Source organism: Photobacterium sp. Alg240-V54 (assembly GCF_900537155.1).
In the GTDB taxonomy this organism is placed as follows: Bacteria; Pseudomonadota; Gammaproteobacteria; order Enterobacterales; family Vibrionaceae; genus Photobacterium.
In genome coordinates this window covers 68,217-90,292 of sequence record NZ_UNRL01000001.1, presented here as the reverse complement: position 1 = coordinate 90,292, position 22,076 = coordinate 68,217, and the positions used below count along the sequence as shown (strand labels likewise).

Below are 22,076 nucleotides of genomic sequence, written 5' to 3'. Positions count from 1 at the left end.
CATAACTTAGTGGTTTTTTGCGCTAAAAACAGAGTGTAACAAAATGTTTCAGCTTGTTTGTGGTTATTTTATTTTTCTCGCTTATTCAAGATGTTACCACTATGACGTAATATCATGATAATTTATACTCTTGAAAGATATTATGTTGTCCTTTATAACTGGAGGGGATTAAAAGATTGAATAAATAGTTACAAGTAAGGAATAATTATGAGTAGGGATATGAGTACTTTTATGGGACATCCAAAAGGGTTGTTCTTGTTGTTTAGTACTGAATTGTGGGAACGTTTTTGTTATTACGGCATGCGTGCCATCCTTGTATTGTATTTAACAGATAAAACAATGAATGGCGGTTTTGGTTGGACAACCAAGGATGCCCTAAGTCTATACGCTACATATACTGGTCTTGTTTATTTAACTCCTCTTATTGGTGGTTGGATTGCTGATAACTTCTTAGGCCAACGTCGTTGTGTCATTTTGGGCGGTATTTGTATGGCCATTGCCCAATTTATTCTTGCGCTACCAAACTCTGTTGTTGGCACTTTTGCATTAAGCGCATTTTATTGTGGCTTGGGTTTGATGATTATTGGTAATGGTTTATTTAAAGCCAATATATCGACCATGGTTGGCGATCTTTATCCTGAAGGTGATAATCGTCGTGATGGTGCATTTACCATTTTCTATATGGGTATTAACCTCGGCTCTTTGCTTGCTGGTGTTATTGCTGGTACCGCCGTTAGTTTTTGGGGGTGGAAAGCAGGTTTTGCAGCATCCGGTATTGGTATGTTAGTGAGCTTACTTTTACAGCTAGTTTTTGCTAAACGTCTATTGGGTAAAATCGGTATAGAGCCAGCAGCAAAACGTGATGCCGCTAAAAATGCATCAGGTAAGAAAGAGCCATTAACAGCCGTTGAACGGGATCGTATGAAAGTGATTATGTTCCTAGGCTTGTTTGTTGTTGTTTTTTGGGCTGGTTTTGAACAAGCTGGTGGTTTGATGAATATTTTCACACAAGAATATACAGATCGTATGATTGGCAGTTTTGAAGTGCCAGCAGCTTGGTTCCAATCATTAAATCCTTTCTTCATTATTACATTAGCACCGATTATTGCGGCATTCTGGATCAAATTAGGGCCTAAAGAGCCAAGCTCACCAATAAAGTTTGTGTTTGCATTATTGTTCCTCGCGGTTGGCTTTCTATTTATGGTTGGTGCGGCAATGCAGCAAGGCGGTGATTTAACGGTGAAAACATCAATGTTATGGCTAGTAGGAGCCTATTTCTTCCATACCTTAGGTGAACTGTGTATTTCACCGATTGGCTTATCAATGGTAACTAAACTGGCACCATTACGTTTGTGTTCGTTACTAATGGGAGTGTGGTTTGCATTTAACGCATTGGCAAACTATGTTGCAGGAATCATAGGCTCGCATGTCGGTGATGCGGGTGCGCTCCATATCTTTGCCGGTATTGCAATTGCAGCTGTGGCTTCATCGATTATTCTGTTTTTATTCTCAAATAAACTTATTCAATGGATGCATGGCGCAGAAGGTCATCTTGTTGAGAAGAAAGAAGCTGTTATCGCTGAAGTTTAATTCATGCACTATAGCTGATTAGCAATAAAAAAACCGATAGCTGTATTTGTTATAAATACAGACTATCGGTTTTCTTTATTACGTTTCGTTGTATTGGTTACTGTAAATTAAAGCTATTTATGCAAGTTTCTTTAATCGATACACCATCCATAACGTAAGTGCAGCACTACAAAGTGGTAATGCTAACCAGACCCCATTAACTCCGACACTATAAGCCAGTACAAAAATGGCAATTGAGATCAACAGTAACTTACCGCCAGTGAGTAATGAAGCTTCTTTAGGCATATTGATCGCCTGAAAGTAAGTTGCACCAACTAATAACACACCTTCAAAAGGTAATCCCCAAAAGTACAGTGACATGCCGTTAATTGCGACAGGCTGGAGTACTGGATTGTCACCTGCAAACATATACACCACGATTTCTGGAATACTGTATAAAGTTATCACACCAATCGCTGCAATTAATAGCGTTGTTATAAAGGCAAGATTACGAAGTTTGTTAACTCGATCTTTAAGACCTGCACCAGTATTAAAACTCACCAGTGGTTGAGTGCCTAATGCAATACCTTCAAAAACTAAATAAAACAGGGCTTCGGTGTAACTCACAATACTGTAAGCAGCAACATGGATCGGTTTTCCAACCAATAAAAATGCTTTGTTATGAAGGATTAATACAACTGACAAGTACATATACATTAATAAACTTGAAGTACCTAATTTTAGGATCTGTAACACAGTATCAAGTTTAATTTTAAGGCTATCCCATCCAATACGTAATTGGGTCTTATCTGAGAAGAAATGTTGTAAACATAATAGGCAGGTCACTGCTTGCGATAACATTGTTGCAATGGCCGCTCCGGTTAATCCCCACGGAATAACAACAATGAATAACCAATCTAAAAAGATATTGAGTACGCCACCTAAAATCATGATCAGGGTAACACGATTAGGTTGACCATCATTACGTAGTAGTGCAGAAAATGCCATTGAAACAATAGCAAAGCTACCCATGGTGAAGTACCAAAATAGGTAGTCTGTAGCCATGGTTAAGATATGATCTTTGGCGCCGATCCAAATCAGAATGTCTTTTCCAAAAACCAAGCCAAAACTACAGAAAACAATCGCAGCAATAATACATAGAGTGAGTGCATTACCAACAATTTTGCGAGCTTGTTGAACGTTGTCTTCCCCCATTTTTATCGAAACAAGTGCTGACGCTCCCATGCCGATCATAGCACCAATGGCATATAAAATAGATCCGATAGGGTAGCCAAGTATGATCGCGGCAAGACCATCTTCACCTATAAAGTGACCAACAAACATTCCGTCGACGGCAACATAGATGCCAGTAATCAGCATCGCTGCAATAGTGGGTAAGGTATAACGCAAAAAAAGGCGAAAAATCGAATCATCACGTAAGGATAATGGCTGAGTTGTTGATACTGTCATCGGAGAAATTCCATGTAAACCGCAGAAATAGATGCAAAAAATAGTGCGCATTGTCTGTGTGTTCAGTGGCTTAGTCAATCCAACAATCTGTATTTATGGTGTCGAGATCACGTGATTTGAGTGTTAATTTTGCTGATGCTCGATCCCTAAGCAATCGATTACAACAAATTAAGCTCGTATATTTGTTGTAATACTAGCGAGAATTAGCGGTGGAATGTTTTTGAGATCGGCCTAGCAGGGGATACGATATTTTTTTTAGCAAGCCAAGTTGTTAGCTTTTGTTTGCGGCAATAGAGTAAAAAGAGACAAATAAACAGGTAAAAAGTAGGTTCAACAAGGCCTGATTTAACCGACCAATAGTAATGAATTGGACTTAATAACAGTGCAAGATAAACCCAATTATGCAGTTTTTGCCAAGATTTACCTAAACGGCGTTGTGCTGATTTTGGGGATGTTAACGCAAGCAATAACAGAATAATCCAGCTTACTGCACCAATCGCAAGATAAGGACGTTGAATAATTTCACTGCCTAATAGTGCCCAATCAAAATTAAGGTCGAGTGCAAGATAAGCGCCAAGGTGCAATACAACCCAGAAGAATGTGTATAGCCCGAGTAATCGTCTGAGGCGAATTAAGCCGCCTTGCTTATATCGTTTCGCCAGTGGTGATAATAGCAAGGTCAGAATTAGCGTATTTAACCCTGCTTTGCCTGTGAAATGTTCAATACCTTTGATGGGATCTGCACCAAAGCCACCGTTAAGTGTGTTATAAACCAACAGCGCAACAAACAATAATGAAATCGCATGAATAACGACTTTAATTATCAAAATATGTGTAGGCGTAAGACGGTATGATTGAACATTTCGAGTGAGCATTAATAGTTCCTTTTTAAATCCATGCCTTGGTATAGTGAAGCCACTTCTTCTGCATAACCATTAAACATCAGTGTTGGTTGACGGCGACTACTAAATACATTGCCTTGACCGATAAAGCGTTCGCTTGCTTGGCTCCAGCGAGGATGATCAACGTTGGGATTAACATTGGCATAAAACCCATATTCACTTGCAGCAAGACGGTTCCATGTTGTTGGAGGTTGTTGATCGGTTAAGTGAATTCGTACAATCGATTTAATACTTTTGAAACCGTATTTCCACGGCACAACCAAGCGTAACGGTGCACCGTTTTGCGGGGCTAATGTTTTGCCATATAGGCCTACTGAGATCATCGTCAGTGGATGCATTGCCTCATCAATACGTAGACCTTCTACGTAAGGGTATTCTATTCCACCGCCAAGACGTGATGACGCTTGGCCTGGCATCTGTTTAGGATCGTATAGGGTTTCAAAAGCAACATATTTTGCTCGTTGCTGCGGATCTGCTTTTTTAATGATGTCGCGTAAACTAAAACCGATCCATGGAATATTCATTGACCAGGCTTCAACACAGCGGAGACGATATATACGTTCTTCTAAGGTAAATTGATTAAATAAGTCATCGTAATCAAGGCTAAATGGCTTATTTACCATCCCATCAATAGTGACCTTCCATGGATCAGTGATAAACTTCTCTGCCCGTATAGCAGGGGATGATTTATCGGTACCAAATTCGTAAAAATTATTGTAGTGAAGTACTTTATCTTCAGGTGTCAGCGACAATGTTGAGTTAGAGAGTGATGACGGTTTGCCGTTAAGTTGGCGACGATGATCAACAGCTTGTTCTTCTGGCGATGAGATAAAATCAAATAAGCCAGCATGGGCATTAGTTGATAGCGGCAAGCCAACAGCGGCAATACCTAATTTCTTCAAAATATCTCGGCGTTGGTGATACACCGATTCTGGAGTCGCTTGGTTTTCTGATAATGACCAACGAGGACGTATTTTTATTTGCATAAGGTGCCTATTGCGATATTTAAATCAATAATAACGACTACTAAAGTAGACCGTAAGTTGATGATAAAAATTTCAATCGTTGATAATGTTTATTTGTTTTTTTATTAATATACTTATAAAACAATAGATTAAATGGTATTTTGTGCCAGTGTAAATAGGTTTAAGTGTTAATTTTAAAGGTAATCGTTCACATGAATGTAATGAATCAATGTAATGCCGATATTGAATTACAGCATATTTACCTCGAAGTGTATTCTGAGCGCTATAGCCATTTACGGATATTTTTAGAGGCTTATTATTGTTATCAACATGGATTAGTGACTCAACAAGGAAAACCCGATTGGATACAAATTTTTAATGTGGGAAAGCGAACAGTTGCTGCTGCGCATATTCAGGAACGAAAATTGCTTGTTAGAGAGATGATGATGCCATTATCAGTGATTATAGGGCATTTCAAAACACTAGTACGCGATGATGAAGCGACGATCGAAAGCATTAAAGCTATTATTGATGATCATCTTGAATACGTCATCATGACACGGGATGAACACCATGCTTTAATAAAAGCAGGGGTGAAAGAGACGATGCCAGCAAGTTATTATCAACCATTACATAACGATTACCGTCGTGTTAATACACGCTTTGATGCGGCTGGAATCACATTATTGATGTCGTAATAACAGTTTATATTGCTGGTTGGTTGAATCACCTTAAGTGCTCAGTATAATCTAGCTTACATGTGTACGCTGAAATAAGGTGAAAAAGGATGATACCTCAACAGCAAAACCCGCCAATTATTTGGTTGAACGTGGCTCTATTTACACTGACATTTGCCATTGCAGTTATCGGTGTTCCACTCTATCTCTATTTTTATCACCTTGATGTTGCGCTTATTGTAATGACAGTAGTGGCATTTTGTTACTGCGGGATGTCAATTACTGCGGGTTATCATCGCTTATGGGCGCATCAAAGTTATCAAGCAAACCGCTTTTTGCGATTGGTATTTGCCCTTGGTGGCGCATTTGCGTTGCAAAATAGTATTCTACATTGGTGCTCTGATCATCGTGTACACCATCGCCATGTGGATAATAACCTTAAAGATCCCTATTCAGCTAAAATGGGGTTCTTTTATAGTCATATTGGCTGGATGCTACGACACTATCAAGCCAGTCGTTATCACGATTATTCAAATTGCTCTGATTTACAACATGATCCTATTGTTGTTTGGCAGCATAAATATTACTTTTTACTAGCGGCAATGATGAATATTGGTGTTCCTGTCATTATCGGATTACTACTTGGTAATGTTTTGGGAGCGTTATTATTTATTGGCGTATTACGACTGGTGTTAAGTCACCATACGACATTTTTTATTAACTCGTTAGCGCATAAATGGGGATCTCAACCTTACACTGACAGAAATACAGCCCGTGATAATGGCGTAATTGCATGGCTAACATTTGGTGAGGGATATCATAATTATCACCATATTTTTGAGAATGATTATCGTAATGGTATTCGCTGGTGGCAGTTTGATCCAACGAAATGGCTGATCAAGAGTTGTTCATGGTTAGGGTGGACGACAAATCTAAAAGTTACTTCTGCCGATAGAATTGAGAAAACACGCGCGAAAATGGAATTTATGCGGTTGCAATATCAATTTAAAACATTGCCAAATAACAGTGCGCGTTTATTGCAATTACAATACGAGTATGAAGCCCTGATTAGTAAAATTTCTGATTATTATCAAGTGAAGAAACGCCTGATCGATTTGCGGCAACAGAAATTGGCCAATGATTATGAGAATTTTGAATTTATGCAACAATATGAATCGATTAAGCAGAAATTAAACCAACAACGTCGTGATTGGAAATATTTAGTACAACAATATACCGTTTAATTTTACATAATCGTTATTGAGCTGTTAGGTCTTACCAAGATTTAACAGCTCTTTTTTATTTATGGTTATAATTATATAGCGTCATTGTGCTGTTAGTTAGCATGTTACTATTTATATTATTGTAGATTTACTGTTATCGATAAGCTAGTAGATTAAAATGATATCAAGTAGTATGGCAGTAAAGCTTAAAAGCACATGTAATAATTAAAAATAGTTATTGTGTGCATAATTAATTATAGCGTTTTACATCCATGATTATATGTTTGTAAAATCTTAACCGGAGATATTGTCGTGTACCGCGCATTACTTTTGTCACTCACATGTTTAGCCTCATCCGCAGCGCATGCAATTGAATATAAACTACCTAGCGATGGTAGTAACATCGTTGGTACAACCGAATATTACGAAGTAAAACAAGGTGATAGTCTTTCTGATATTGCCAATAAATATAACGTAGGTTTTCTTGGAATGATGGCTGCCAATAAAGGCGTAGATCCATTTTTACCTAAGCCGGGAAGACTACTACAAATACCGACCCAAGTTATACTGCCTGATGTCGCTCATAAAGGTATCGTGGTGAATCTTGCTGAGTTACGTCTTTACTATTTTCCTAAAAACGATGCCTCAATTGTTTATGTTTTTCCTATTGGTATTGGTCGAGTGGGTCGTGATACGCCTAATATGACTACAACTATTAATGAAAAAGTAAAAAATCCAACCTGGACACCTCCAGCATCCATTCGTAAAGAGCATGCTGCAAAAGGTGATATTCTACCTGCTGTTGTGCCTGCGGGTCCTGATAACCCATTAGGTGACTATAAAATGCGACTCGCTTATGGTCATGGTGAATACCTTATTCATGGTACCAATAAAGATTTCGGTATCGGTATGCGTGTTAGTGGGGGTTGTATTCGTATGAACCCTTGGGATGTTGAATGGTTGTTCCCACAGGTACCTCTTGGTACGCAAGTTCAAATTATCAATCAACCCGTAAAAACATCCCGTGTTGCGGATGGCGAGTTGATAGTTGAGGTGCATGCACCATTATCGAAAGATGAATCTCAAGTTGGTGTTAAGCAAAGTGTAGAAGCACCAAAAGCATTATTGGATGATGTTGAAGGTGACGCTAAGGCAACACAACGACTAAATGCTGAATTAGATAAGCAATCGGGTTTACCTGTTATTTTAAAATCATAGCTAAGCATTAGATTGTAACTTTAATTATAAACGAGATATAACTATCTCGTTTTTTTTGTATCCGTATTTAGCGTTATGATGAAACTAGTGGTGATAATTATAATAGTGTATTAGTTTCGAAGATGTAATTGTGAACAGTGGTTGTTTTTTATTGAATATAATATGGTAGATGTTTAATCATAGGATTTTAAAGCAGGGAAGAAATATGGATAATATAAATAGGTATAAATAAAAAGAGACGGCCTGAGCCATCTCTTTAGGTATTTTACGACTAAATATAAATTACTTAGTGTATGAACCAGCAATGTTATCAATACGCTTATTAGCACGCATTGCTTCTTGGTATGCTGCGTCAGATGCTGCGCGAGAGTCATTTACTGCGCCTACGATTTGGTCTTGTTGACCTTGTAGTGCACTAACTTGCTCAGACAATGTGTCAACTTTGTTAGTTAGTTGCTGCATTTGACTTACTTCATCAGAGCTAGAACAACCTACAAGTGAAGCACTTAGTAAAACACCAGCTAAGATAGATACAGTACGTTTCATTTTTATATAATCTCCATATTGATTTAGCCACTACAACTGTTGAATAAAGTTTGAGTTGGCAAATTCATTATGGCATAACTTATTATAATTGCTCATTAATTTTTTTTGGCTAAGGAAAAAAAATCTGATTAATATCTCGTTTTCGAATAAAAAAACTACATATTTAACCATTTTTTTGCATTGATATTTAATTTGAAAGGAGCATAAACCCGCTTAATATAAGGAGTTATAAGTAATTTCTTGTTTTTAGTAATAGATAAAGTCAGAGTAATGTAAAATTTTGCCAACACTCAAATAAATAACATATTTGATTAAAAAACACACAAAAAAACGATAGTGAAAATGTTTGATAACTTATTATTAATAGTAAAGAAAAACATAACTGTTAATTATTAAAAGCCATTAATATGCGTCATGTGTAATATGTTGGTTTAGTTATTGGCTGTTACCAATTATTTCATTGTTCGTCATCTTAGCTGTTATTATTGGTATTGTGGCAATTAATTGAGAAGGGTTAGCTAAATGAGGTAGCTTTTTAATAAGCTCTCCATTTGGTTTCAAAAAATAAAAATAAGAGTTGTGATCTATAACGTATTTTATTTTTGAATTTTCTAAGGTGTTTTTTATATAAAGCACACCATATGTATCAGCTAATGCTTTAATTTGTTGTTCTGTTCCGGTTGCACCTGTAATTGTATTATCAAAATGGGCTGCATATTGTGCACTTATCATGGCGGTATCACGGCTTGGATCAAGCGAGATAAAAACAGGCCATAATTGATCTCGCTGTTGTTGCGGAAGTGCTTTTAAAGCCGCAGATAATACTGCTAATGACGTTGGGCATACATCAGGACATTGTGTGTAACCAAAATAGACTAAACGTATACGCTTATCCTCTGGGTCAAATAAGTCGATAACCTCTGTACCTGATTCTAAAAAATTCATGGGATAATAAGGTTCACGAGTTACATCAGGATCGTTACTGTCCATCATGTAACTGGTAAATAGTCCTGCAACTAAAGCAAGAGCAAGGATAACCCACTGGTATTTCATTTATTCATCCTTAAATATTCCCTAACAATTTCGTTGGGATAAGTTAATTATGAATAGAGATGTCTATAAAAGGTAGGTGTGAAGTAATTTTTTGTGATGTCGCTACATTGATAGTACAAAACAATAAAAAAGCAGCCACGAAGGCTGCTTTGATAAGTTGTTTAAAAAGAAAATTAGTCGCTGTTACGTTCAGCGTATTTTTCAAGACCCCATACAACAGCGAGTCCTAAAATCATCGCAAAGACGGCATAGCCTAATAGCGCAGGGTGGCCTGTAACATGCTCATAGCTTAACGGTGAAAGATTATGTTCAATAAGTGGTACTTGCTCACCGTGTGAGTTTGTACGCCACGAAATAACTTCTTTCCACGGCCATATTTTACTTAAAGTACCGATCATTAAACCAGTAAGGAAAGTAAGCGCAATATCACGGTAGCTACGTAATACCCATGATAATACATGAGAAAATGTTAGTAGTCCTAGCACACAACCGATAGCAAAAGTACCCAGAGTCACGATATCAACTGACTTTGCTGCTGCTAGAATAGGTGCGTACATGCCAAGTAGTAGTAAAATAAAGCTACCAGAAATGCCTGGAAGAATCATTGCACAAATCGCAATCGCACCAGCAATAAGAAGATTTAATGGTGTAGGGTCCATTGCAACAGGATGAAGTACGGTAATACCGTAAGCAAAGCCAACACCGATGGCAACTGAAATAATGCGCCCAATATTCCAATTTTCGACTTGTTTTAGCATGTGAATCACAGAAATTATGATTAAACCAAAGAAGAACGACCATAATGGGATTGGATGAGTATGTAGCATCCAAGTGATAAATTTAGCGAGGGTAAAGATACTCGTTAAAATACCACCAAAGAGACAGATTAAAAATGTGCCATTAACGTGCTCAAAGGCAGCCTTAATGCCACCTTTGCGGATCACCCCAATTAAGCTCGGGTTGATACGACGAATACTTTCAAGCAACGTATCGTAAATGCCTGTAATGAAGGCGATAGTACCACCTGACACTCCAGGGACAACATCAGCTGCGCCCATTGCCATGCCTTTTAAGAAAGTTGATATTTTACTCATTGGATTCCGTAACAGTGATAGCTGAATAATTTAGGTTGAGCATTATACAGCGAACGATTAAAAACCACTATAAAATCATAAGTATAGTATTTACTTATGGCTAATAGTGAAAATATACTAATGCTGGATGATCTGTAATTCGTTATGGTGCCATAACGTATAAATTATGGTGTTTTATTTATGTCAGATTAGTGTGCTAGTTCATCTTCGGTTAAGGTTGTTTGCAACATCGACTCAGCTAATAAGATAAAGCGTTGGCAAGGTTGTGGTTCAAAATCCACTGTAAACGCAGATGTCGCGATAATATCTAATAATTTATCTTCAGCTTGTTGCTTTATTAATAGTCTATGCTCGGTATTGAAGTAATGGAAGATTGGTGAAACTAACGCGTTATCTATTTGTTGTAATGCGTAATAGCATTGATTAATCGCTATATTATTAGTAATTAAGGTGATAGCAGTTATGGATGGTATACGATCTTGTTGATAATAACTCGCAGCTAATCTATCCCAATGCGCAGCTGCTAGTATCCCCATCGCAACATATTCTGGGCGTTGGTATTGAAAGAGTAAGCGTCGTTCATAGTCATCCCTTATATTGTTATTATTCACATCAATACCGATATCGTAATCAGAGATCGGCGATGCTATTGAAGGTGACGGTGTGTCAAAAGGGCGAGGAACCTGACTACTACTTACGTTTGCTAAGGCTAAAATTTTTAATGCATGATACTCATTAAGTGGAAGATCAATCGTTTGCTGGGTTATAGGTTCAGGTGATAATTTAATGACAGCTTTTATCGGTGCGGCGACAGCCTGCGCCATTATTAAGCTCGTTGTAATAATAGCTAAACAAACTAAAAAGTGATGTGAAAAAAGTAAATACATATAACTTATAATACGAACAATAGGTTTTTAAGTATCTGAATTATTAACATAAATTACAATTTTATTCAGTCATAATGTGACAATCATTAAATTACTGTGTCGATGCTGAGGTTAGATAACAGCGTTAACAAACTATGGCTCGTAATATTTAACAATAGATCCATCAATCTATTGGGTGAATATCTATATCATATTCAACACTCAGAAGTATGTTGTTCAGCTAATATTTAGTATTGATAGTTATACTATTGTCCTAGAAACAACGACTTAATTCCTCAAGCTTATTATAAAAGCAGATGGTATTTATTAACTGCAATAAGTTACAGTGTAGCTGAATCAGTGGTGTAATATGCCAAAACATATCTTTGAATTATTGTTGGCAGTGGGGGCGATAGTACTTGCTATCAGTATATTTATGCTCACCGTTATTCATTAGTTTCTGAAACCACTATAAGTAGATAATGCTTATAGTGGTTTTTTATATTTGAAAAATAAATTTTGATAATAGCTAAATTCCCGATCAAATAGTGACTACTCGGTATAGTTAGCGAGTGTTGGTTATAGAAAACGCTTATTGTGGCTACTTTTCAGGATTAATCGCTATAAAGTATGTTTTTTACAAGTAATGAGATTTGTTGTTATTAATTGGTTTATCACTCGATTTGTTAACTATAATTATTTAATAACAATATATTAGGTGGTTATATTTTCTTAATAGATATTCCGTTTCATAAGTGGAATCTTTTACTCCATATATACAATGTGGCATTTAGATGACAAAATACCTTCAGAGACTACATTTAGACACTTTGTAGATAGTATAAGAGAGGATAAAGATGATATTTGGGTTGATTATGTTGTTATCCGTCGTTGCAGGTATACTGTCAGGTGAGCATTTTCATTCATTTATGGCAGGTTTTGGTATTGCAGCCGTCGCGATAGGAACAGCTTATTGGTTAGCTTTTCGTACAACGCGTTATCCACAACTCGCACTATTGATGCTGCTTGTTGCGATGACGGCGAAATTAGCGATTACCGTGACGGGAGTAGTATGGGTGGTTAAGGCTGGCGTACTCAGTTCACCATTTGTATTCTCATTGTCTTATTTATTCTTCTCTATCGTTGTGAGTTATGCTTACTTTAAATTACGTGAATATCAAATGTCTGTAGTAGCAAAACGCAATACTATTGTACTTTCTACATCAAAGCAGCCGTCATCAACTGTCGTTACAGCTGCGATGACTGCAAAGATTTAAGCAAGATTAATTCTGATAACATAAACGTGAATGAAATACTGTTAAAAAGGCTGCCGTTCATTTGAACGCCAGCCTTTTTTATTGCATTTAATATTAGAATGTTAACCTAAATTAGAATGCTTTTTTACCCATTTGGTAAACGTGCTTTACCTGATTATCGTCAGAAAGCAAAGTAATGTTTGCTTTATAACCTGCTTTTAATAGGCCGTATTCGTTATCAACTTTAATCGCTTTTGCTGGATATAATGTTGCCATACGTAGTGCTTCTTCGCGACTAAGGCCAACATGATCAATCAAGTTATTTAGACCTTGAATCATGGTAACGGCAGAACCTGCGATAGTGCCATCTTTGTAATGACATTTACCATCAGTTACATAAGCATGTAGACCGGCCATATCAAACTCAGTCATATCTGTACCTGCTGGCGCTACAGCATCTGTTACCATAAATAGTTGCTCACCTAACACTTCATGAGCGATACGAACTGATGGGAAAGAAGCATGGATACCATCAACAATGATACCTGCATGTGGTTTTTTATCGAAGATGTAACCAACAACGCCTGGTTCACGAGAACCAAGTGGTGTCATGGCATTATAAAGGTGAGTAGCCATGGTTAGGCCTTCTTTCTCTGCAACTTGGTCATAAGTTGCATTTGTGTGGCCTAATGACACTGTGATACCAGCATTACGTACAATATCGATAACTTCTTGTGCTGTATTTTCAGGTGCTACAGTTAGTACACAGATTTTATCTGCATTATCAGCTAAATATTGCGCTGTTTTTAGGTCTAATTCACGAATAAACTCTTCGCGGTGTGCACCTTTCTTTTCTGTGCTGATAAAAGGGCCTTCTAAATGCAAACCAAGCACACCTTGTTGTGCTGGATCCTCAATAGCATCAACCATATTAAGCACTTCAACCATTGATTCAGCATCACTAGTAATAAAAGTAGGTAAAAACTGTGTTGTACCACTCTTTAAGTTTGCTTGATTCATGATATCTAATGTTTCTTTGTTAATAGCAGTATTAAGTAAAACACCGCCACAACCATTTAGTTGCACATCAATAAAGCCTGCAGATGCTAATAAGCCTTTAGCATCAAATGTTTCTGCTGGTAACTCAGCAGCTGAAACAGTAGACATTGGAACAATGCGTGAAATAATATCATTTTCAATAAAGATGGCTTGGTTTTCTTGGATAGTGTTACCATCAAATACGTTAGTGTTAATAATTGCAAACATATGATTACTCACTTGAATTTTTATAGTCTGATCATTAATCAGCAGACAAAGTAGTGACTTTACTCTATGTCGAGTGGAGCCTCATTAGATGAGAGCGACACTGTGTAAATGATATATAGAGTACCGAATAATTGGTTTGAAATAAGATTTAACACTGAGTATGAAATCTTATTTCACTATAAAAAATAAGATACCTGTTTCAATCATCCTTCGTCAATCTTTTATCTGATTAATTAGTAAAATTTGTATGATTATCGCCTTTTTTAATCGATTTGTTATACAAAAGCAAATTGTCGCTTTTGTTAACGATATGATTTAGTAATCAACGATTCAATATATGCCTTTAAGGCTGATATGTTGTAATATTTTGCTTTATAGGCTTAATTGATTCCTATAGTGTTTTTTTTGATGCCTAAATTTGTGTTTTTACGTCAAGACTTTTGCACTCATTCTTACTATTAGGCAAAATAGCCTTTTATTAAAATACGTTATGGCATTTTGAATTGGATTGGTTCTGTCAATGATGGTGCTTAGAGTAAGACTGTATTAGGAGTCAAAATGCAGTGGAATGATTGGCCAATAGTGTTATCAGGTGTTTTGGCACAATTTGCGATAGGTGCTTTCATTATTATTGGTGGGGTAATACTGTCGGGTAAATTATGCTTTGGGCAGCATGATCGTGTAATGAAGCTTTTACCTTTAATCAGTTGGCTATTAATAGCTTCGTTATTAATTCGTGAAGCAACATTAATGATAGTGCAATCAAGTATTAATGTGGCAAACCCTAGTGCGGTTGTGTTTGTATTAGTGTTTGTCGCGTTAACACTAATTTATAGTTTATGTGAAAACCGTCTCCTCGGTAAAGAAAGTGCTCGAAAAAGCATCGTTGTGATGATGCTGCTATGGAGTATTGCTTATATTATCAATATATTAAGTTTTAGTGCTAATAACGGTAATACTGGTAATGTAATAACTATTATCTTTAGTGTTGGTTTTGGTGGCAGTTTATTAGCACATGCAATGCTAGTCAAAGCGCAGCATAAAGTTGATCCTCTAAATATCACTTTACCGGTCTTTGGTTCCTTTATCGCTGTTGTGGTACTGATTGTTGCAAGCCTAGATGTGGCAACGCTTATTGAACAAACACAACATGATATTCTATTACCGTTTATCTGGCGTATGATCAGCATAGGCTGCTTACTAAGCGCAACAGGGCTATGGTTAATGTCATTACTTACAAAAACCAAGCCAGTGTTAGCGATGTTAGCATGTGCATGTACTTTAGCACTTATAGCAAGCTTAACTGCGAGTGGTAGTTTTTAGTCATTGTTAGCCATCGTTTCAGCAATATGATGGCTATGTTTTTAATGGTTTGTAACGATATTGTTCTTTACAGTTATATTGATAAACGAAACAATCAAAGTAGAGAAATAGCAGACTTTTAAGCTTTAACTAGAATTATTATGATACGAGCAATAAGTTTGGACGCATTGTTGAGTATTAAGAGATATTGTTAGTGTGTTAAGTGCAAAGTAACATAATTATGAATAAAGGAAATTATTAGGAATTATGGCTGAAAAGAAAACCAATCCGTTAAATGAAATTATTTTTAACGTCGTTGTTCCATCCATCATCTTAATGAAAATGAGTGGTGATGATCGTCTTGGTTCGGTAGGGGCATTGCTGGTTGCTTTAGCTTTTCCTGTCGCATTTGGTGGCTATGAGTTACTCAAGAACAAGAAATTCAATTTTATTGCAATACTTGGTATCGTGAGCGTGTTACTTACTGGTGGTATTGGTGTGTTAGAACTTGATACCCAATGGCTTGCTGTTAAAGAGGCGTTGATTCCAGGTATTATTGGTATTGTTGTTCTTGGTTCAACGTTTACTAAGTATCCTATTGTTACCAAAATGATTTTTAACGATAGTATTTTAAATTTAGGCCTTATTAAACAAAAATTAATGGAATCTAACCAGCAGCAAGCTTTTGATCGTTGCTTAGTTCAATCTAATTATTTATTTGCGAGTACTTTCGCTTTCTCATCAGTGATGAATTATATTCTTGCTACCGTTATTGTTACTAGTCCTGCAGGAACTGAAGCATTTAATGAAGAGCTAGGACGAATGACACTATTAAGCTATCCCGTTATTGCTATTCCATCGATGTTGATGATGATGGGGATATTTTATTTTGTTTGGCGTCAAATTCGTAAAATGACCAAACTTGAAACGGTACAAATTTTTAAAACACAATAAAAAAGTGTTATAAAACAAAATATAGCCAATGATGTTATCAAACATTATTGGCTTTTTTTATATACGAACAATCTTAATTATAAGATATTTTGTAGAATTAAAGCAGTGCTATAACGAGTGCGCCATAATGATATTATTATTTATTATTATTGGAGAGTAATATGAAGCCATTTCCATTACTCTGCACATTGTTGCTGACAATGGCATGCTCATCTGCGGATGTCGCAGAACTAAATAAAAATAATAGTGTCGGTAATGGTGGTGTTCATTGTGATAATTATTTGTCACCTAAAACGCATGATTATTTTAATGACTTTATAGCTATACAGCTACAACAAGTTAATGCATTAGAAGGAGAGATAACCAAAGATAATATGAATGAGTTGCATAATGCACTATATAAATTTGAAGCTTATTGGTTGACGTTGAAAGAGGCACGTTATGACGCTTGTCAACGTCATGCGAATTGTACTGCGTTAGAACAGCAATATAATCATCATATTGAGCGAAAGCCTCGGAATCGAATTGCTTCATCATCACAAATAATGTGTCAGAGAAGCAGTTTTGAATATGCTATTAGTCGTGTAAAAATGGTGACATTTTATACGGATGTTGAGCGTTTAGAGTTAATTCGACAAAAATAACAGCTTTATTTTAGCGTGAATTATTAATTAACACTCTGATTAATAATGATTTAATGTTTCTATTTTTTTCTTTTATTATAAATGCTTATCAACGATGAGGCTTAATTTGTATTAAATACTATATTTAATACAACAGTCATTATATCGTCGTTAGTCAATGTAACCATATTTACGGCGTAGCAATAATATACAACCTTGAAAATAATAAGGATATTGTCTTTTGGGAGGACATTATGGTTGCTTACCGTAAAGTTAGTAAAGAACGTGCAGCACTTAAACTATCATTAGCTGGTACTGTTTTTGTGTCAATACTCGGTATTAGTTACGGGTTTTATGTTGGATCAAATGCAATTTTACTTGATGGTATGTTTTCATTACTCAGTATGGGAATGACAGGGTTAAGTTTATATACCGCTTATTTGGTCAGCAAACCCGATGATGCACAATTTCAGTTTGGTTACGCGCATTTAGAGCCGTTAATTAATGTTGTTAATGGCATTATGATCTTAGTTACTTGTGTGTTTGCTTTTATAACGGGTGTTCTCACCATTATAGATGGCGGTCATAATATTATACTCAAAGATGCACTTATTTATGCCGTATTATCAACCATAAGTTGCTTTAGTATTTATGCAATTGAAAAGCACATTGCATCAAGTGTTGACTCAGAGTTAGTTCGAGTCGATTCACAAGAATGGTTAATTGATGGTATTTTGAGTGCCGCTATTTTAATTGGTTTTATTTCAGTGATGATTTGTGATTGGTTAGGCTACAGTAAATGGAATGCTTATATTGATCCTGTTTTAGTGACCACATTAGCTCTATTCGCCTCTATCTTACCGATTAAGGTTTTACGTCGAAATCTTAAAGAGGTGCTGCTTGTTGCTCCTCAAAATGGTGCACAACGGCATGTTGATCAAGTAATTGAAGCATTATCCAAAGAATATGGATTTGATGATTATACTCACCATTTTGCGAAAATAGGGCGACAGTACGATTTAGAGATAAATATTTTGGTGAAAGATGATTACAAATGGCCAACCAAACGACAAGATCATATTCGCCAACAACTATGGGATCGACTCTCTGATGAACTGGGTGAAACATGGTTGTCTGTGAGCTTTACAGCACAAGAACGGTGGTTGTAGTCTATTTTTTGTGCAATTTTTTGCGTTTATCCTAAATTTTAACCGCGAATTATCACAACTTTATAACTTAATTTAGGCATTGCTAGTACAATCGTGTAGATTAATAGCAAATTTGGTGGCAATACAGTCAAATTACAATTACTGATTATATGAAGTTATTCAGTTAAAATTTGTTATTATAGATATAAAGGTTAATTATGGAGATTTTACTCACTGTAGCGTTTATTGTTGGTGCATTTTATATTATCTTGAAAGAGAAAAAGAAATGCTCGAAGTCCGTTGATTATTCAAAAGATAGTTTATAGTCTTAGATATATAATTAAGTATTATAGTTATTATTACCGAATAATATAATAAAAGTGCCGAAGGGTACTTTTATGTATTATTAGTGTACAAATATCATTATATTAAATCTATTAATGAATTTCCGTCTGTTTGTCTTTGAAACTTATGAATATTATTATTGTTGAAATTAAATATTTCAGTTAACATTCTATCTATCATAAGTAAATGTCAATAGAAGATTAATATTATAAATATAATGAGAGTAATATATAAAGTGAAAGCATGGCTTAAAACGCAGTTAATAGCTAAGTACTCTACAACTATGAGCTTGGTTGCTATTATAATTGTTATTATTATGGCAATGTGTTTTACGTTATTTTCTCATTATTTTGCGAGAGTACAGCTATCTTCTACGCTAAAAACAATATCCAGTGATTTAATTGATAATTACACCACGACGATAGGGGATTACCCATCTTTTATAAAACCAATCGTCAAAGATATTAATTTTGACTGTGGCATTCGTGATCAAAATTACATAGAAAAACTAGCGTATAATAACTATTATATTAGAAAGATTGATATTGAAACGAGTGATAATAAGCACTGCTCAAGCTTTGAAAATCATCAATCTGAATATAATTCAACGTCAGTGTTTATAAAAAGACTGGATAAGAATCTTTCATTATGGGCCACACTTAATAATACCAATGAGCAATCTATACTTTCATTGGTATGGAAAGGTAAACGAGGCCAAGTCGTTATTCGTTTTGAACCAATTATTTCAGATGTTATACGCAATAAATATTGTGATAATTGTATTTTCAGTGTTATATCGACAGTTGAAAATACAGATAAAAAAATATACTCGCATAACGATGCAAAGAGTTTATTAAAATTACCACCAATAACCAGTGATGTATTTAGCAATGGTTTAGTGTTAAGTAATTACGTTGATCCTAAATTACTCTCTATTATTTCAATGGATTTAAAACCATTGTTATTTATTATTGGTGGAATATTAGGGTTTATTGTTTTTTTAATAATAAATTTTTATATTAAAAGAAAGTTATCATTGCATTCATTAATCGAAAAAGGAATAACACGTAAAGAGTTTATTCCTTACTACCAGCCTATTATAAATGTGAATAATAATAGAATGTATGGTTGTGAAGTATTAGTAAGATGGTGGTTTAATAAAAAAGAGTTGATATCACCTGATAACTTTATTCCTTATGCGGAAAAAAGTGGCTTAATTATAGATATTACTGATGTTTTACTTGAGAAAACATTAATAGAATTAAGTTCATTAAATTGGCAAAAGAGTTCAGCTATTATTAGTATTAATTTGGTACCTGAACAATTAGAAAACAAACAGCATATGAGGAAGGTTGTTGATTTAATTATCAAATCTTCTATTTCACCGAAACAAATTGCATTTGAAATTACAGAAAGAATGTCTTTTACTGATTTAGATAAAGCAGCCAGCGTGATTGATTATTTAAAAGCACAAGGTATCAATGTTAAATTAGATGATGCTGGTACGGGCTATGGAAGCTTTAGTTATATACAAAACTTAAATTTACAAAGTTTGAAAATAGATAAGATGTTTGTTGATATGATTGGTACACATGATCATAAATTATTTGTATTAGATTCAATCATTGCATTTGGTAAAAAGGCAGGTATGGAGATGATTGCGGAAGGGGTTGAAACAAAACAACAATCTGATTACTTATTACAAAATGGCGTCTATTTACAGCAAGGTTTTTATTTTTCAGAGCCACTTAAATTTGAGCAGTTTAGTCGTTATTTTAAAGAAGACCAAAAGTAATGTTTAACAACACCTTATGTGCAAAAAACACATAAGGTGTTGTTGTAATACATAACTAATTAGTTATTTTTGTTATGCCATTTATCAACTAAAATTGAAACAGCTTGTTGTGCATGTTTCCACTCGCGAGTTTGCATTAATGCGCTAAACTCAGCGGTCGGTTGTTTTAATAAGCTATTAAGAATAGGCACTTGTGTTTGTGGTAACCCATCAAGAGCTTGTACAGCACCTTCACGGTTATTACATAACATCACCATATCACAGCCAGATTGCTGAGCGGCAATAGCACGTTCACTGTAGTTGCCTAATACATCTGCGCCTTTCATATTAAGATCATCAGAAAAAATAACGCCATTAAAGCCGAGATCTTGTCGAAGAACTTGTTTAAGCCAATATTCGGAACCACTTGCTGGTCGTTCATCATAAGCATCAAACACGACATGGGCTGGCATAATCCCTTGTAGTTTATTGTTACTGATTAAATGACTAAACACAGACATATCATGTTGCTTAATATTGTCGCGTGAATCGTAAGGTGTTTCGAGGTGTGAGTCGGCAATAACACCACCATGCCCTGGGAAATGTTTACCTGTAGCTGCCATGCCAGCTGTTGCCATACCATCAATAAAGGCTGACGCATAACGAATAATATCAGCTGGGTTATTTGAAAAAGCACGATCACCAATTGCTTTACAATCAAAGCCTAAATCTAAAACTGGCGCAAAGCTAATATCAATATCCATGGCTAATAATTCAGCGGCCATTAACCATCCGCCAGTGGTCGCTAATGCTAACCCATTGTCAGATTCAGCAAATGCACGTGCAGGAGGGAGTAAAGTAAATTGTTCCCTGAAACGCTGCACGCGGCCACCTTCTTGATCGACGCCAATAATCAGTGGGCGTTTTGCTGTTTGGCGAATATCTTTTATCAGTGCTCGAAGTTGATCGCGATTATCATAGTTACGGGCAAAGAAAATAATGCCACCCACAGTTGGGTGTTGAATAATTTCACGTTCTTCTGCATCAAGTTCATAGCTTGAAACATCAAGCATTAAAGGTCCCATGAAGGTACTCCGGCAAACAAATAGAGCGAATAAATTATCACAGTTTGCAGTAACCGCAATTTCTAATCTTTATTTTATTTTGTTTATGCCGCATTAGTGGTAAATGATCGCGTGATACTTATCTCGAAAAAAAGTAACTGAATGTAACTTTATTTATCTATATGTGATCTAAATCGTTTTAAGTGCGATGAAGCTTCCTATAGACTACGCATTGTTAAAAAATTGATGTGGGATCAATAATGTCTTTGCTTATCGCTATCGCCTTAACAACAGGTATCCTTTCTGGAATTTGGGGTTGGGTTGCTGTTTCTCTTGGTTTGCTTAGTTGGGGCGGCTTTTTAGGATGTACAACATATTTTGCTTTACAACGTGATGGCATCAAAGGGGTAGGATTAAGTATTGCAACTAACCTTAGTGGTGTATTTTGGGCAATGGTAATTATTAAATTATCTTCAATCATTAATTTGGAGATTGTTGGCTATATTATCACGGCTTTAGTGGCATTTATGATGTGTGCTCAAGCTAAAAAACGTTGGTTGAGCTTTATTCCTGGTACATTTATTGGTTCATGTGCAACATTTGCAGCAGCAGGGAATTGGCAATTAGTTATTCCGTCGCTTATTGTTGGTGTGATCTTTGGCTATTTAATGAAAACAACCGGCATCTGGTTACATGCAAAAATGTCACCGCATTATGAATAACGTCGTGCTTCGTAAATAGTGATAATAAAAACGCAGAAC

General features: G+C 35.8%; 20 protein-coding genes. 11 read left to right on the top strand and 9 right to left on the bottom strand.

Annotated elements, in window-relative coordinates:
• Positions 1–207: 207 nt before the first annotated feature.
• The gene (locus G6R09_RS00465) at positions 208–1,590 is read left to right on the top strand and encodes a peptide MFS transporter (protein WP_065167556.1); all 1,383 of its coding nucleotides are present in this window, start codon (positions 208–210) and stop codon (positions 1,588–1,590) included.
• A 117-nt stretch (positions 1,591–1,707) separates the two neighbouring features.
• On the opposite strand, the gene G6R09_RS00460 is transcribed toward G6R09_RS00465, so the two are convergent.
• The 3 genes from G6R09_RS00460 to msrP form a co-directional block, all read right to left on the bottom strand.
• Complete coding sequence (locus tag G6R09_RS00460) at positions 1,708–3,039, bottom strand: MATE family efflux transporter (protein ID WP_163919987.1); 1,332 nt, start codon at positions 3,037–3,039, stop codon at positions 1,708–1,710.
• Between the two features lie 203 nt (positions 3,040–3,242).
• The gene (gene msrQ / locus G6R09_RS00455; RefSeq protein WP_163919985.1) at positions 3,243–3,914 is read right to left on the bottom strand and encodes a protein-methionine-sulfoxide reductase heme-binding subunit MsrQ; all 672 of its coding nucleotides are present in this window, start codon (positions 3,912–3,914) and stop codon (positions 3,243–3,245) included.
• Positions 3,914–4,927, bottom strand: coding sequence for a protein-methionine-sulfoxide reductase catalytic subunit MsrP (gene msrP, locus G6R09_RS00450; protein WP_065167553.1), 1,014 nt, complete (start codon positions 4,925–4,927; stop codon positions 3,914–3,916). Before msrP ends, msrQ begins: the two co-directional genes overlap by 1 nt.
• Positions 4,928–5,118: 191 nt before the next feature.
• Here msrP and G6R09_RS00445 point away from each other — a divergent pair, with 191 nt between their 5' ends.
• The 3 genes from G6R09_RS00445 to G6R09_RS00435 all read left to right on the top strand — a co-directional run bounded on the left by G6R09_RS00445 (position 5,119) and on the right by G6R09_RS00435 (position 8,024).
• Complete coding sequence (locus tag G6R09_RS00445) at positions 5,119–5,604, top strand: hypothetical protein (protein WP_163919983.1); 486 nt, start codon at positions 5,119–5,121, stop codon at positions 5,602–5,604.
• Positions 5,605–5,693: 89 nt separating this feature from the next.
• The gene (locus tag G6R09_RS00440) at positions 5,694–6,827 is read left to right on the top strand and encodes a fatty acid desaturase (RefSeq protein ID WP_163919981.1); all 1,134 of its coding nucleotides are present in this window, start codon (positions 5,694–5,696) and stop codon (positions 6,825–6,827) included.
• Between the two features lie 291 nt (positions 6,828–7,118).
• Positions 7,119–8,024, top strand: coding sequence for a L,D-transpeptidase family protein (locus G6R09_RS00435; RefSeq protein ID WP_065167550.1), 906 nt, complete (start codon positions 7,119–7,121; stop codon positions 8,022–8,024).
• Between the two features lie 282 nt (positions 8,025–8,306).
• Here G6R09_RS00435 and G6R09_RS00430 read toward each other — a convergent pair whose 3' ends face one another.
• The 4 genes from G6R09_RS00430 to G6R09_RS00415 form a co-directional block, all read right to left on the bottom strand.
• Entirely contained in the window at positions 8,307–8,570 is a 264-nt protein-coding gene (locus G6R09_RS00430; RefSeq protein ID WP_036790326.1) for an Lpp/OprI family alanine-zipper lipoprotein, read from the bottom strand.
• A 435-nt stretch (positions 8,571–9,005) separates the two neighbouring features.
• Positions 9,006–9,623 (bottom strand): SCO family protein, encoded by a 618-nt coding sequence (locus tag G6R09_RS00425; protein ID WP_163919979.1) that lies wholly within the window; start codon positions 9,621–9,623, stop codon positions 9,006–9,008.
• Positions 9,624–9,796: 173 nt separating this feature from the next.
• A complete protein-coding gene (locus G6R09_RS00420) occupies positions 9,797–10,717 on the bottom strand; it encodes a DUF368 domain-containing protein (protein ID WP_065167548.1) in 921 nt (306 codons plus the stop codon).
• A 188-nt stretch (positions 10,718–10,905) separates the two neighbouring features.
• A complete protein-coding gene (locus tag G6R09_RS00415) occupies positions 10,906–11,541 on the bottom strand; it encodes a hypothetical protein (protein WP_235860136.1) in 636 nt (211 codons plus the stop codon).
• An 899-nt stretch (positions 11,542–12,440) separates the two neighbouring features.
• On the opposite strand from G6R09_RS00415, the gene G6R09_RS00410 reads away from it, so the two are divergent.
• On the top strand, positions 12,441–12,860 hold the full coding sequence (locus G6R09_RS00410; protein WP_065167546.1) for an NADH:ubiquinone oxidoreductase: 420 nt from the start codon (positions 12,441–12,443) through the stop codon (positions 12,858–12,860).
• Between the two features lie 111 nt (positions 12,861–12,971).
• Here G6R09_RS00410 and nagA read toward each other — a convergent pair whose 3' ends face one another.
• The gene (gene nagA, locus G6R09_RS00405) at positions 12,972–14,105 is read right to left on the bottom strand and encodes an N-acetylglucosamine-6-phosphate deacetylase (RefSeq protein WP_163919977.1); all 1,134 of its coding nucleotides are present in this window, start codon (positions 14,103–14,105) and stop codon (positions 12,972–12,974) included.
• A 558-nt stretch (positions 14,106–14,663) separates the two neighbouring features.
• On the opposite strand from nagA, the gene G6R09_RS00400 reads away from it, so the two are divergent.
• The 5 genes from G6R09_RS00400 to G6R09_RS00380 all read left to right on the top strand — a co-directional run bounded on the left by G6R09_RS00400 (position 14,664) and on the right by G6R09_RS00380 (position 20,272).
• Entirely contained in the window at positions 14,664–15,428 is a 765-nt protein-coding gene (locus G6R09_RS00400) for a hypothetical protein (RefSeq protein ID WP_065167544.1), read from the top strand.
• A gap of 246 nt (positions 15,429–15,674) precedes the next feature.
• Positions 15,675–16,361 (top strand): VC0807 family protein, encoded by a 687-nt coding sequence (locus tag G6R09_RS00395; RefSeq protein ID WP_065167543.1) that lies wholly within the window; start codon positions 15,675–15,677, stop codon positions 16,359–16,361.
• 161 nt (positions 16,362–16,522) lie between these two features.
• Positions 16,523–17,005 carry a hypothetical protein gene (locus G6R09_RS00390; RefSeq protein WP_065167542.1) on the top strand — a complete coding sequence of 161 codons (483 nt, stop codon included), beginning with the start codon at positions 16,523–16,525 and terminating at the stop codon, positions 17,003–17,005.
• Positions 17,006–17,238: 233 nt separating this feature from the next.
• The gene (locus G6R09_RS00385) at positions 17,239–18,153 is read left to right on the top strand and encodes a cation diffusion facilitator family transporter (protein ID WP_065167541.1); all 915 of its coding nucleotides are present in this window, start codon (positions 17,239–17,241) and stop codon (positions 18,151–18,153) included.
• A gap of 559 nt (positions 18,154–18,712) precedes the next feature.
• Positions 18,713–20,272 carry an EAL domain-containing protein gene (locus G6R09_RS00380; RefSeq protein ID WP_240345672.1) on the top strand — a complete coding sequence of 520 codons (1,560 nt, stop codon included), beginning with the start codon at positions 18,713–18,715 and terminating at the stop codon, positions 20,270–20,272.
• A 59-nt stretch (positions 20,273–20,331) separates the two neighbouring features.
• On the opposite strand, the gene nagZ is transcribed toward G6R09_RS00380, so the two are convergent.
• On the bottom strand, positions 20,332–21,336 hold the full coding sequence (gene nagZ / locus G6R09_RS00375; protein ID WP_065167539.1) for a beta-N-acetylhexosaminidase: 1,005 nt from the start codon (positions 21,334–21,336) through the stop codon (positions 20,332–20,334).
• A gap of 239 nt (positions 21,337–21,575) precedes the next feature.
• Here nagZ and G6R09_RS00370 point away from each other — a divergent pair, with 239 nt between their 5' ends.
• A complete protein-coding gene (locus tag G6R09_RS00370) occupies positions 21,576–22,037 on the top strand; it encodes a DUF1097 domain-containing protein (RefSeq protein ID WP_060997916.1) in 462 nt (153 codons plus the stop codon).
• Positions 22,038–22,076: the final 39 nt, after the last annotated feature.